The 12,964-nt window shown below is 48.2% G+C and carries 10 protein-coding genes; 8 read left to right on the plus strand and 2 right to left on the minus strand.

The genetic code is table 11. The annotated features are described in order from the left end of the window. Positions 1-3: 3 nt before the first annotated feature. Positions 4-1,311: a GntP family permease gene (locus LJ740_RS05555; RefSeq protein ID WP_229528880.1), complete on the minus strand. Its 1,308-nt coding sequence runs from the start codon at positions 1,309-1,311 to the stop codon at positions 4-6. A 370-nt stretch (positions 1,312-1,681) separates the two neighbouring features. Here LJ740_RS05555 and LJ740_RS05560 point away from each other — a divergent pair, with 370 nt between their 5' ends. The 8 genes from LJ740_RS05560 to LJ740_RS05595 all read left to right on the plus strand — a co-directional run bounded on the left by LJ740_RS05560 (position 1,682) and on the right by LJ740_RS05595 (position 11,290). Then, a complete protein-coding gene (locus LJ740_RS05560) occupies positions 1,682-4,006 on the plus strand; it encodes a TonB-dependent receptor (protein WP_229528881.1) in 2,325 nt (774 codons plus the stop codon). Between the two features lie 333 nt (positions 4,007-4,339). Beyond that, on the plus strand, positions 4,340-4,993 hold the full coding sequence (locus LJ740_RS05565; RefSeq protein ID WP_229528087.1) for a response regulator: 654 nt from the start codon (positions 4,340-4,342) through the stop codon (positions 4,991-4,993). Positions 4,994-5,030: 37 nt separating this feature from the next. After that, positions 5,031-5,474, plus strand: a complete 444-nt coding sequence (locus LJ740_RS05570) for a hypothetical protein (RefSeq protein WP_229528088.1) — start codon at positions 5,031-5,033, stop codon at positions 5,472-5,474. A gap of 31 nt (positions 5,475-5,505) precedes the next feature. Further along, positions 5,506-5,880 (plus strand): VOC family protein, encoded by a 375-nt coding sequence (locus tag LJ740_RS05575; protein WP_229528089.1) that lies wholly within the window; start codon positions 5,506-5,508, stop codon positions 5,878-5,880. 150 nt (positions 5,881-6,030) lie between these two features. Continuing rightward, entirely contained in the window at positions 6,031-6,477 is a 447-nt protein-coding gene (locus LJ740_RS05580) for a DUF6491 family protein (RefSeq protein WP_229528090.1), read from the plus strand. Between the two features lie 277 nt (positions 6,478-6,754). After that, entirely contained in the window at positions 6,755-7,357 is a 603-nt protein-coding gene (locus LJ740_RS05585; protein ID WP_229528091.1) for a M23 family metallopeptidase, read from the plus strand. A gap of 181 nt (positions 7,358-7,538) precedes the next feature. After that, positions 7,539-9,467 (plus strand): extracellular catalytic domain type 1 short-chain-length polyhydroxyalkanoate depolymerase, encoded by a 1,929-nt coding sequence (locus LJ740_RS05590; protein ID WP_229528092.1) that lies wholly within the window; start codon positions 7,539-7,541, stop codon positions 9,465-9,467. Positions 9,468-9,616: 149 nt separating this feature from the next. After that, on the plus strand, positions 9,617-11,290 hold the full coding sequence (locus LJ740_RS05595; RefSeq protein ID WP_229528093.1) for a methyl-accepting chemotaxis protein: 1,674 nt from the start codon (positions 9,617-9,619) through the stop codon (positions 11,288-11,290). 22 nt (positions 11,291-11,312) lie between these two features. On the opposite strand, the gene LJ740_RS05600 is transcribed toward LJ740_RS05595, so the two are convergent. Continuing rightward, entirely contained in the window at positions 11,313-12,959 is a 1,647-nt protein-coding gene (locus LJ740_RS05600; protein ID WP_229528094.1) for a hypothetical protein, read from the minus strand. Between the last annotated feature and the right edge of the window lie 5 nt (positions 12,960-12,964).

Below are 12,964 nucleotides of genomic sequence, written 5' to 3' on the forward strand. Positions count from 1 at the left end.
AACTTAAAACAGGATAAATAAGGTTACTGCCAGAGCCAGTCCAATCAGCGGGACTACGCCGCTCATGGCAAACATGGACCAGTAAGCGCTGGCATGAGTTTCCTTACAAATGGCCCGAATAGTGGTAACAACATACCCGTTGTGAGGCAGGGTATCCAGTGCGCCGGAACTGATTGCGACAACCCGGTGCAGTTCTTCGGGATTTACCCCCTGATCCATATAATGGGGAGCCAGCAACGGCAGTGCGATGGCCTGGCCACCGGATGCGGAACCTGTCAGGCCAGCGATCACCGATACTGCCACTGCAGCTCCAATTAACTCGTTCCCCGGAATATGGGTCATAACATCCACTGCCACCTGAAAGGCTTCGGTGTTTTTGACTACAGCACCAAAACCAACCACAGCGGCGGTATTACCTATTGCAATCAGACAACCGGTTGTGCCTTCATTGATGGCGTTACTGAGATTTCTGAAGTAGGTGAAACACATCACCAGAATGGTCAACACGCCACCACCCAGGGCTAAAATTAGTGCTTTGTGACCAAAGGCGTCGTGCAGGAAAAAGGACAATAACAGAACCACTACCAGGGGAATAAAGCCCATCGCCGGATGGGGAAGCTGGTCTTTTTGCTCCGGACTTGTGCAGCTAGGATCGTCTTCTCTGTGTTCAAAGTGTTCGCCGTTGGCCACTGCCTTGCCAATCATTCGCTTTAACCACCAGTAACCAAACGTGGCCATAAATACCGCCACGATAAGACTCACCTGCCAGCCAGCATAAGGCGTTGTGCCCAGATATTTGATGGGGATCCAGTTTTGTATTTCCGGTGAACCGGCTGACGTCATGGTAAAGGTCACCGAGCCAAAGGCCAGTACTGCCGGAATAAAACGCCGCGGCAGGTTGGCATCTTTAAATAAACTCAATGCCATGGGATAGACGGAAAATGCCACTACAAACAAGTTTACCCCGCCGTAGGTTAAAATGGCGCACGCCGCAATAATGGCAAACACCGCATGTTGCATACCCAGTTTACCCACAATCCAGTGGGCAACACTGTCTGCTAATCCGGTATCTTCCATAAATTTGCCGAACAATGAGCCCAGCAAAAACATAAAAAACCAGGATGCGATAAAACTGGTGAAGCCAGTCATGTAAAAACTGACCAGGTCTTCATTTTCAGCCAGTAGTGGTAATCCATTGCAAAGTGCCACCAGGATGGCGCACAGCGGGGCACTGATAAACAAATTCATGCCCCGCATGGTCAGTGCTATCAGCAGTGCCAAACCACCAATAAGCCCTATCATTCCAATCATTTCTGTCAAGATGTCGTACTCCTGTTGCCGTTGCCCTTACTGCATAAGCAAAACCAACGTCTTTAAGACAGCCACTTCCTCAGCCTGCGCCGAGGAGGTGACTGTAAAACCCTACAAAACTGACATTGAGATGAAGGAGTTTCGGGTTGATTCTGAAACAGGCCCGAAAAATTTCATATGGTACTTAAGTACAGCATCGCGATTGTAAAAAATTGGTTAATGTATTGTTGACATTGAGAGTAGGCGGGCTTAAAACCGCTCGTGTCTGAGCAGGTAACTTGTTGAAATAAATAAAAATAAAGAACTTCCTGAGACAGATATGGCACAGTAAAGGGTATGTACCATGAACAACACAACTACGAATATTGCGATGAATTTTAACAAAAGACAGTCCGATACAGGGCAAACTGGCAGCGGTGCACGCAGTAAATTGTCTCTGGCAATTTTATTGGCACTGTCTGGTAGTGTTTTATCAACGAACGCATTGGCACAGGAAACTGACCAAAGCGAAACCAAAGGCCTGGAGAAAATTCAGGTAACTGCCCGTAAAACGGTAGAGAGCATTCAGGAAGTGCCGGTGGCCATCACTTCGGTTTCTGCCGTAGAGCTGGCTGAAAAAGGCATGGCAGAAATTACTGAGATTCAGACTTTGTCGCCTAACACGACACTGCAGCGCAGCCGTGGTACCAACAGTACCCTTACCGCGTTTATTCGGGGTGTCGGCCAGCAAGATCCGCTCTGGGGTTATGAGCCGGGTGTTGGTATCTATATCGATGATGTTTATCTGGCGCGTCCTCAGGGAGCGGTACTGGATATCATTGACGTGGAGCGTATTGAAGTATTACGGGGACCGCAAGGTACCTTGTACGGTAAAAACACTATTGGTGGTGCCGTGAAATATGTCACCAAGCCGATGTCCGGAGATCCGGAGTTTTCAGTGAAAGCCTCGGTGGGTAGTTATGGTCAACGAGACCTGAAAATGACCGGCCAGTATCCGCTGAGCGAACAACTTTACGTTGGCTTCGGATTTGCCAGTTTAAATCGTGATGGTTTTGGTGAGTATCTGCAATCAGATTTACCGGATCAGGATCGGGAAAACTACAACAAAGACGTGACCGCAGCGCGCTTAACGCTGGAATATCAACCGTCTGATGATTTGTTTTTCCGTCTGGCCTGGGACAAAACGGATGATGATTCCAACGCCAAAGGCGGCTACCGTTTGCTACCCAGCCTGCTGACCGATGCTCCGGTGCCCGACAGTGTTTACGATTCGTACACCAGCTTACCTACCTGGAACAAGGTTGAGTTGGAAGGCATTAGCCTGACAGCGGCCTGGGATATTAACGACAATACCACTCTGAAGTATATTTTTGCGGACAGAGAGAGCTATTCACCGACCAACATTGACTTTGACAATACGCCACTGCCGATTTTTGACGTACCAGCCATCTATGACGATGAACAAACCACTCACGAGTTGCAGTTAAACTACAGCGCAGACGGATTCAGTCTGGTGTCTGGTCTGTATTATTACGACGGCGAATCCTGTGGTCAGTTTGAAGCCATTCTGGGTATTCTTGGTGCGTCCCTGGGAGCGCCTGGTTTAACCCGTGAAGTTGCGGGCTGCAGTAATTCTAACAGTACGGCCCTGTATGCACAGGGTAGCTTTGATATCGGTGAAAAATGGTCCATGACGCTGGGTGCGCGTTATACCAAAGATGAGCGGGAAGCCACAGTTGACAACGGTTTAGTGTTTGACAATGTGTATCCGGAAACCGGTTGGGTAGACGGATATATTCGTCCTGACGGCGACCTTGTCCCCAATGTATTGGATGACGAAGACGACTGGTCCCGCTTTACACCACGCGTTGGGGTGGAATACCAGCACACGGACGACATCATGTTCTACGCGTCGTATTCGCAAGGCTTTAAATCCGGTACTTATAACCCGCGTGCCACGACAGCAGAACCTGCCGCTGATCCGGAAATCGTTGACAGTTTTGAAATGGGGATGAAAAGCGACTGGGGTGATAATCTCAGAGCCAACCTGACCTGGTTTACTCTGGATCACAAAGATCGTCAGTACATTTCGATTCTGCCCGGCGACGGTTTTGCCGATTTGAATCAACGTCTGGCGAATGCCGGTGAATCCAAGGCTGACGGTATTGAAGCGGAATTTACTTACCTGGCAACGGATGATTTGACGCTGAACTTAAATCTTGGCTGGATTGATGCAGAGTTTACCGAAGTACTGGATACCGATCCGACCACCGGTGAACTGTTTGATAAGTCTGACCGCTTTACCATTTCTAATACGCCGGAGCTGACTTATAACCTTGGGTTAAACTACGCCTTTGATAATCAATTTGGCGACTTTGTGTTCAATGCCAACTACTACTACCGTGATGATTATGTGTTGTTTGAAGAAGACAGCCTGTTAACCCAGGACGGTTATGGTTTGCTGAATATGAGTCTGAACTGGTACAGCGCCAGCGGTGACTGGACGGCCGGATTACATGTTAAAAACCTGACTGACGAAGAGTATATGGTAGGTGGCTATCAGTTTGTAACGCCAGATCCAACGGACCCTACTGATATCAGTAAGTACACGCCAGGTCTGGGCGGCGACAATACCCTGATTGCTTATTATGGTGACCCTCGTACTGTTACGTTGACAGTGGGTTACCGGTTCTAAGTGTGTGTGGTGTCGAATGACAACAGAAATTAACTTCAGGTAATGGCTTAAGCACTGAGTTGGCGGTGTGTGAGCTGTGTAATAACGGTGCTCTTATGCAGTTCACACATCAAAAACACAAGAGCCGGAAGATGACAATCAAAGTGCCTGACTCGGCCTCAAAGCACAACAGCACAGGGACGATAGCTGCCTGATTGTCTTGGAAATGCCTGCAAAGAAGTCTTTTTTCTGTGGATTTTGGCATAGGTGAGCAGGTGCAATTGCACCTGCCTTTTTTATCTGTTGAATTGTTTCTGGTGAGTCCTTCAAGTACATTACGGGGATGAAGAATTTATGTTTACCCCTGATGCCGTGAAAGCCATTGTTGCTGACGACCATCCATTATTTCGTGCTGCGTTAACTCAGGCAATTTTGCAATCCCTGGGGAAATGCCAGATCATCGAAGCGCAGAGTTTTCCGGAAGTGCGGGACGCATTAACTGCGCAACCCGAAGTGGAATTTATCTTTCTCGATCTGAATATGCCTGGTTGCGATGGCTTTAGTGGTCTGACCGAGTTACGCCATACCTGGCCAGATATCCTGGTAATTATGGTTTCCGGAAATGAAGATCCGGCCATTATTACCCGGGCCATTCATCTAGGGGCCAGCGGTTACATTCCCAAATCCGCCTCGTTGGGGCATATTTCAGAGGCCGTGGATATGGTGGCTAACGGCGAGATCTGGTTGCCGCAGGATATTGATTTATCTCAGGTCACCGAAACCGAATCAGAAGAAAAAAAGCTGGCGGCCAAAGTGGAAAAACTGACACCGGCACAATTTAAAGTGTTGCAACTGCTGACCGACGGCCTGCTTAACAAACAAATTGCGTGGGAATTGCAAATTCAGGAACGCACTGTTAAACATCACGTATCGGCTATTTTAGAGAAGCTGGAAGTCAATAACCGCACCCAGGCTGGATTGATTCTGCAGCAATTGCGTCAGGTGTAATTGCTATAGAGCACAAGGTTAACTTCAGGGAAGCACCATGAACGGACAAACACAACTTATCATTGCTGCCTGCTGCAGTTTTATCGCCTCATTGTTACACGTTGCCATCGTCTTCGGTGGGCCTGGCTGGTATCGCTTTTTTGGCGCCGGAGAGCAAATGGCGAAAATGGCAGAAATGGGCAGCAAACAACCCATGATCACCACCTTAATCATCGCCACAATTCTCGCAGTTTGGGGACTCTACGCATTATCTGCGGCCGGCGTGATAGTGCGCTTACCTCTGTTGAAAACCGCGCTGGTGCTGATTACCCTTGTCTATCTGGTGAGAGGCCTGGCGGGGTTGATATTGCCGTTTGTGACCAGTCATCCAGCCATTACTCAAAACTCAGTGACATTCTGGATGGTGAGTTCTGTGATTTGCACCAGTTTCGGCCTTTTTTATTTGCTGGGCACGCTTAACCACTGGTCGGAATTGTCGTAAGCTTAAGTACCACTTCTTTTGTGAGGTTCTTATGCATCTGGATCATATCAATATCAGTGCGCCCGCCGCTCTGATTGAGCAGGAAAAGCAGTTTCTGTGTGAGCTGTTCTCGTTACACGATGGGTTCAGACCTACGCTAGCCAGTGATGGTTACTGGCTTTATCATCAGGACAGCGCCGTGGTCCATCTGGTAGTGAGTGACGTTCATGTAGCTCATGAGACACCCGGATATCTGGATCATGTGGCCTTTAAGTTACAGGGGCTAAAAGCGTTTGTAGAAAAGTTGCAGGCGATGAACATTGAGTTTCAAAGCAAAACTCAGCCTCAATTAGCAATTACCCAAATTTTCTTATTCAGCCCGGCGGGAATTCGCCTGGAGTTAGTGTTCAGGAACGAAACTCTGTAATGGGCTGTGATATAGATTTCTGAGGCCCGTTAAAATCACCATTGACCCTGTCGATCAGTACCGATTTTTTATGTGTTTAAGTTCGATAAAGGGTGAATATTTAGGCTATGCTTATGCTATGCGGTCACATGATTATCGGAGAGAAAGGCCATGAAACCTGTAAAAATGCTAGTTAATTTGTCGCTCGTCGCATTGCTGATGGGGTGTGCCAGCTCCTCAGAGCAGGCGAAAAGCCGATATGACAAAAACAATGATCCGCGTGTCGGGGAAGAAGTCCGACAGGTCTGCCATACCCGTTCGATCAGAGGCTGGAGCAATGTAGATAATGACAGGGATGCGCTGCTGGTGCATTTGAATAATAACCGAACTTATAAAGTGAGCCTGATTGGGGCATGCGACCCGGACTGGGCCATGATTGAGATTGCCGTAATTACCCGCACTGGCCTGGGCTGCATGGGAACAGGAGACCGCATTGTTACCGATGCGCAACCTGAGAGAAGGACATCCTGCAGTATCAGCCGTATCAATGAGTGGCATTCTGATATCGAAGAAAACTCAACGCCTTCAGAGTCCGACAGTGACGATGATCCGGATTAAGCCACCACAGAGCAACGATTCACACTGGTAGTATATTGAAAAAACATTAGCTCTAACAATTCAAATGAATTTGTTGCGGGTTCCCTAACGTCTGCCAACAGTTCCAAACGAAATTATCATCGATAAATTACCCGGACAGCCACACAAATTACCCGGACAGCCACACCAACGGCACAATAATGGAGTGGTGTCAGGGTAGTCGTTCGGGATAGTTATCCGAACGTTTAAACCATCACAAATATTTTCACGACTAAGTGTCTTTAAATAAGGAAATTCAATGAAAAATCTTTTTGTGTTGGTCGTTTTATCATCCGTATCTTTTATGGCATGTGCAAAACTTGAGGTTGATTGTACTGCTTTCCCTGAACAACAAAATTCGCTGTATGTGCTTCCTTATGAATTTGGCACCAGCCATCAGGTTTATGCCACAACAGAGCACTACCGGGCTTCAAATAATGGTGTGGGTCTTTATGCAATTGATTTTGTTATGCCGATTGGCACTAAAATCGTAGCCGCCAGAGAAGGTGTGGTTGTTAGTGTCAGAGCGTCTTTTATTGACGGCAACAATATTGATTTACAAGAAAATTATGTATTTATTCAGCACCAGGACGGTAGCGTTGCCCGATACTTTCATCTAACCCACAATGGTGCGCTGGTGGAAGAAGGAGATAAGGTGAATACCGGAGACGTTATTGCGCTGAGTGGAAATACAGGTCAAAGCGGCGGGCCTCATTTGCATTTTGATGTGCAGCAATGCGGACCTAATTTGCCGCCCCATTATAATCAACTTCCCTGTGGCCAGACGGTGCCCATCAGCTTTAAAAACACCCGTTTTCATCACTGTGGCCTGAAGTCAGGAGAAAGTTACATAGCTAATTAGCCTGACAGACAGTTCTACAGATATCTCACTCTGGCACTACGCCATACTGTACTAAAGTACCAGCGGAATTGTGCGAAAAATGCACTAGATTAGGGAAAGCGTTGGGATGGGAAAGTAATTTCTTAGATGTGTAACCCGTATTCCTGGCGTTAACAATTAACTTGTGACAATAGGAACAACAATGATGCAATCCCTACGATTAGCCCGAAATGCAATTTCAGGCACACTCTTATTTTTAACCTCTGTACTCTTTTCAAACTCATTGCTGGCAGGGAGCTGGCAGAATAACGTCAATATTGGTGGCTTTAACAAAGTCCATATTTACACCCCTGATACCACGTCTGCTATCGGTGATGGCAAAGGCTTGCTGCTGGTATTGCATGGCTGTACCCAATCCATTGATGCTTACCTCACCGCCAATCTGGAAGATGCCGCTGAGCAATATGGTTTAGTGATTGCGGTACCAGATGCCATGAACAAAGCGGGATTTAGCTGCTGGTCTTACTGGCAGGGCACTAAATCCCGCAGTGCCGGGGATTATAAAAACCTGATCACTTTGGCAAATACCTTGTCGGGTGACAGTTCCCGTAACATTGATCCCGATCAGGTATATATTGCCGGATTATCCTCAGGCGCGGCATTTGCCAATACCACAGCCTGTCTTGCACCAGACGTATTTGCCGGCATGGGGATCAGTGCCGGACCCAGCATCGGTACCAGTTCAAGTGGCGCAATTGGCCCCTGTGAAAGTGCAGATGTAGCTGCTCGCTGCAGTCAATATGGTGGCAGTTATGGCAGTCATTTTGATAGCCAAATTGCCTCTATTGCGCAAGGCGAAAACGATACCACCGTTAATCTGTGCTATAACCAGCAAAATGCTGACGGCATGGCTGAGCTGTATGGCGTCAGTCAACTGCCAGGTACTAATACGCTTTCTGAAGGCCCCTCAAATACCGCCCGTGAAACTCAGTGGCAGGATGGTCGGGTGACCATGTTGTGGTTTGACAATCTTGATCATTCCTGGTCTGGTGGCCAGGGAGCCAGTGGCTCATATGTCAATGGTAACAGCATTAACTATGCCTCTTATCTGGGTCAGTACTTTTTGGACAACAACCAACGGGTAGACAGAAACGCCGGTCCTGTGCTGGCGAATGTCCAGTTTTCCGCAAACGGTAGTCAGATAACCATCAGCGGCAGTGCCACAGATGCGGAAGGTAGTGTTCTGGATGTCAGTGCCAGCATCAGCGGTCCGGTTAACGATACCCTCAGTGGCAACGTTAACGGCAGCAATCAATTTACGCTGGTGAGTGGGTCACTGCCGGATGGATTATATACGGTGGTGGTTGTCGCAACTGATGATGAAAACAAACAAGGCGATCCGGCCACCGGTCAGGTACGAGTTGGACCTGAGCCGCCAGCGACAGCACCTGATTTGTCTGATATTGCTGTAGTTGTACAGGGGCAATGTGCCACTGTTACCGGTAAAGTAACCGACGTTAATCTCAATCTGGATACCGTAGAAGTCAGCTTTGCTACCGGCACTGTGGTTGCCGATGTCACCGTGCCTGATTTTAGTGCTGAGGCCTGTAATCTGCCCGGTGGCAGTAATACCGCTCAGGTAACGGCAACCGACCTGACCAGTCTGTCTTCATCTCAAAGTGTTAGTTTTGATGTTGACGCCGGTCAAACTGCGACACTTGATGAGCACATATCGGCTGGCAGACTGGATTACACCAACTATGCAAACTGTTATCTGGAATACAGCACTGCGCCCTTTAAACTTAACGAAATAACTGTCGGGCAGCAGTGTCAGTGGCAGGATGATGATGCTTCCTGTACCGGGCCATTACAAGCCTGCAGTGGTTCAGGTGGTGGCTCAGGTGGCGGTTCAGGCGGTGGTTCTGGCGGCGGTTCAGGCAATCAGTGCAGCGAAGTGACCACGGCCAATTACTATCACAAAGTGGCAGGTCGCGCCTACAGTACGGGCAATATTTATGTGCCTGATTACTTTGCCAACGGCAGTGATGATGCAATGCCGGGTTCTACCTGGGGTAACAACACTCTGCACTCAGACGATGATGTCACCTGGTATCTGGGCACCTGCCCATAGGGCCCCTGTTTAAAACAGCATGTTATTGGCCGGATTTTTATCCGGCCTTTTTCATATGCAGGCATGGTACTTAAGTACAGCATTCAAATGTTAAAAAAATGTTTAAAGTGACGAGGTGGCAAAGTAAAAAGAGTTTCGTGTAATAAGTGATGAGCCTGAAAAATAAACTGACGGTGTTAACCCTGGTCCCTGTTGTCTTTTTGTGCGCCATTTTAATGTTGACCTTCTGGATGACGTTGCTGTCTTCTTCTGAAGAGCAAATTTCTGCTACCCGCAATAATCTAATGTCCCTGAAAAAAGCCGAGCTGAAAAACTACCTTGAATTGAGTTTAAGTGGCATTGAGTTTGTTCTGTCGGACAAGAGCTTAAGTCACGATGAAGCCCGACAAAAAGTACAGCATTACATTCAGTCACTGTCCTATGATGGCAGCAATTATTTATTTGCCTATGCAGAAAATGGCGACCGGGTGGCACTGGGTAGCAACCTTTCGGGTGTAGGTGAAAATTACTGGAATGTACAAGATCCCAACGGTAAATATGTAGTGCAGGGCTTGATCAACGCCGCAAAAAACAAGGATGGCTTTTACCTTTACCACTGGCCCAGAAGTCAGGGACAACAGCCATTGCCGAAACTGAGTTACACCCTGTGGTTCCCGGAGTACAACTGGATGGTGGGCACCGGATTCTATATTGATGATATTGATCACGAAGTGGCCCAAATTGCTGGCCAGGCTGAGAATGCGGCGGCGAGTTCTTTGAGTTTTGCCCTGTTGGTGTCTGTCGGAGTAAGCGGTTTAATGGTGTTTATGGTGCGGGTAGTGGCTAAACGTATTATGCGCCCCCTGGAAGAAATGAACGACAACCTGCTAGAGATCTCTACCGGCCAGGGGGATTTAACCCGTCGATTGCACATCAAAAGCCAGGATGAAGTGGGGCAACTGGCTGCCAGCTTTAATCAATTTGTAGATAAAATACGCGGAATTGTGGAGCAGGTGCTGGATTGCTCCTGTCAGGTAAAAGCGGCATCTAAACTCATCGATGAGCGCAACGAACAAATTCACAACTGGGTTAAACAACAAAATCAGGAAACCGACATGGTGGCTACCGCCATGACCGAAATGGCCGCGTCGGCAATTGAAATCGCAGGCAGTGCTGAACAGGCCGCCAGCTCGGCCTCAGATGCTGAAGTGAAAAGCCAACATGCTATTGCTGAACTGCAGGAATCTGTGCAGCATGTTCGTGAACTGGCCGATGATGTGAGCAGTGGGGCCAGCGCTATTGCTACACTGGAAGAAAATGTCAGTGATATTGTGTCGGTGCTGGAGGTCATCAGGGGCATCGCAGAACAAACCAATTTGCTGGCGCTAAATGCCGCCATTGAAGCTGCCCGCGCCGGAGAGCAGGGACGGGGATTTGCGGTGGTGGCGGATGAAGTCAGAACCCTGGCCAGTCGCACTCAGGTGAGCACCGAAGAAATCCAACAAACCATACAGCGCCTGCAGCATACTGCTGACGCGGCCGTCCGGGTGATGCAGGGAGGGCAAAGCAAGTCACAACTGACCGTCAATAAAGTGGAAACCGCCGGTGCCGGTATTGCGGTGATCACCAAAGATATCAGCAACATGACAGCCATGATCGCCCAGATTGCCACAGCCTCTGAACAGCAACATCAGGTCAGTGAAGATGTTAACCGGCGCATCAGTAAAATCGCAGAAACCAGTGGTGAAACCGAACACCTGTCAAATCTCAGCACCAATGACAGCCATAAACTGCTTGGCTTAGCTGAGCAATTACAGCAACTGGTCAGTAAGTTTAAGGTGTGATTTTTGGCCTGTGATATTTGCTTTAGTTTGGTTTAGAAGCAGCGTTTTCTTCTGTGTTTCTTTTTGCCGGATATTTGGCAAAGATAAAGGCAAAGCCACAGGTGATCCAGATAATCAGCAGTTGCAGCACCCAGTTAAACCAGACGTTAACCCCTTGGCGATGCACCTCAATGTAAGGGCCGTAGATATAAGCTCTTTCTTCTGACCAGGTCCCCACCATTGCCCGAAAACGCAGATGGTCGAAAAACAGTACTCCTGAACTGTCCGGCAACCTGCTGTCGAGATACGCCCGAAACAGGGTGTCGCTGTTAGTATCTTTCGGGATACTGCGTCCTTCTTGTAACAACTGCTCCTGATAGACACCGGCAAAATGCTTTTTGGAATCCTGATAGTAGTTGCTGTGCCCGATAAGTGCAGTGCACAGGATCATGGCGATACACAGGTAAGATGCAGAGCGCCAGTGGGTCCAACTGTAAAGCCGAAACACCAGGTACATCACAAAAGGCAGAAGGATATTGGTAACACTGGCAGCGGCCCATGTGCCGGTTTTAACGTTCTCTTCACCGTAAAATTGTCCGCAGAACCACACCACAAAAATCGCTACAGGTAAGATGATGGCGGCTTTTTTCGGTTGAGTTAACGGATTAACACCCTTGATATGCCAGTGGGCATAATACCGATACGCTGAAGTCAGTGTCGGACAATCCGGGAGGTCATTCTGGAGATTTTCCAGTGTACTTTGCAGCCAATACTGAAATGCCTGGCTACCAACTTTATCCCGGTTCCCATATAAATGGCGCAGCAGATTAACCTGCTCTTCATCGGGTTTGTCAGTTTTAGCGCCACTGATAAATAGAAACAGCAACCCCAGAGCTTGTTTAATCAACGGCGAATGCCCTGAGAGCAACAGGTCTGAAAATCTCCTGGGGTCCAGCTTAATGGCAATATGGAGCAATGCATCGACTTGTGTCTCATTGAGTAACAGAAGCGTTTTGTTATTACTCAAATAATCCGCCGCCAGAGCTTGTATGAATATGCTCAGGTTTTTTGGCAGGGTTGCCAATTCCTGTGTCGAGACGACAGTGACTAATTGCTCGACTTGTTCGGCCAGTTGCTCAGGTCTTTTCTTTTCGGGTTGCCTGGCAAACGCTGAATCCACCTCAGGTGAAACCGGAGAAGGCGAGAAAAAGATATTTTGAGCTATGTCTGCCAGTTCTGAAACGAGCGTGACATGCTCCTGGCTGTTTGCTGTGTACTGGTTAAGGAAGCTCAGAATTTGATGACATTTGTTAATCAAAGGCAGCGGTTGATGCAGCAGCCACTGCTTCGCCAATGTGGCGTTTTCATCCATTTTCCCCAGCTTTTGTACCACAGAGGCGGCATCAGAATGGCATGTTAGTAGTTTGAGTTCTGACTGGCTTAGCCGCACAGCCGTGTAAGCGCCATCGTAAGAGCGATAAATGACCTTATAATTTTTGCCAGAGCGGGTGTCGTAGTAATAACCGGGATTCTGGTTGCTGTTTATCCGGTTGAGCAGCGTCACGCCATTTTTCTGTGATAAGGGCTTGAAATGCGCCGGCAGCGTCTGAAAATACTGTTCCTCAGCCTTGGCTTCAGTGTGAGCGACGGCCTTTAACTTTTTCTGCTGCTTGCGAAGTTTACGACTCATCAGGC

The sequence above is a fragment of the Planctobacterium marinum genome (assembly GCF_020687805.1).
Taxonomy (GTDB): domain Bacteria; phylum Pseudomonadota; class Gammaproteobacteria; order Enterobacterales; family Alteromonadaceae; genus Planctobacterium; species Planctobacterium marinum.

Excerpts from the sequence above, each read along its gene's own strand:
- LJ740_RS05595 (WP_229528093.1), top strand. The coding sequence starts at position 9,617 with ATGAGCCTGAAAAATAAACTGACGGTGTTAACCCTGGTCCCTGTTGTC.
- LJ740_RS05555 (WP_229528880.1), bottom strand. The coding sequence starts at position 1,311 with ATGATTGGAATGATAGGGCTTATTGGTGGTTTGGCACTGCTGATAGCA.
- LJ740_RS05600 (WP_229528094.1), bottom strand. The coding sequence starts at position 12,959 with ATGAGTCGTAAACTTCGCAAGCAGCAGAAAAAGTTAAAGGCCGTCGCT.
- LJ740_RS05590 (WP_229528092.1), top strand. The coding sequence starts at position 7,539 with ATGATGCAATCCCTACGATTAGCCCGAAATGCAATTTCAGGCACACTC.
- LJ740_RS05575 (WP_229528089.1), top strand. The coding sequence starts at position 5,506 with ATGCATCTGGATCATATCAATATCAGTGCGCCCGCCGCTCTGATTGAG.
- LJ740_RS05560 (WP_229528881.1), top strand. The coding sequence starts at position 1,682 with ATGAATTTTAACAAAAGACAGTCCGATACAGGGCAAACTGGCAGCGGT.
- LJ740_RS05565 (WP_229528087.1), top strand. The coding sequence starts at position 4,340 with ATGTTTACCCCTGATGCCGTGAAAGCCATTGTTGCTGACGACCATCCA.
- LJ740_RS05580 (WP_229528090.1), top strand. The coding sequence starts at position 6,031 with ATGAAACCTGTAAAAATGCTAGTTAATTTGTCGCTCGTCGCATTGCTG.
- LJ740_RS05585 (WP_229528091.1), top strand. The coding sequence starts at position 6,755 with ATGAAAAATCTTTTTGTGTTGGTCGTTTTATCATCCGTATCTTTTATG.
- LJ740_RS05570 (WP_229528088.1), top strand. The coding sequence starts at position 5,031 with ATGAACGGACAAACACAACTTATCATTGCTGCCTGCTGCAGTTTTATC.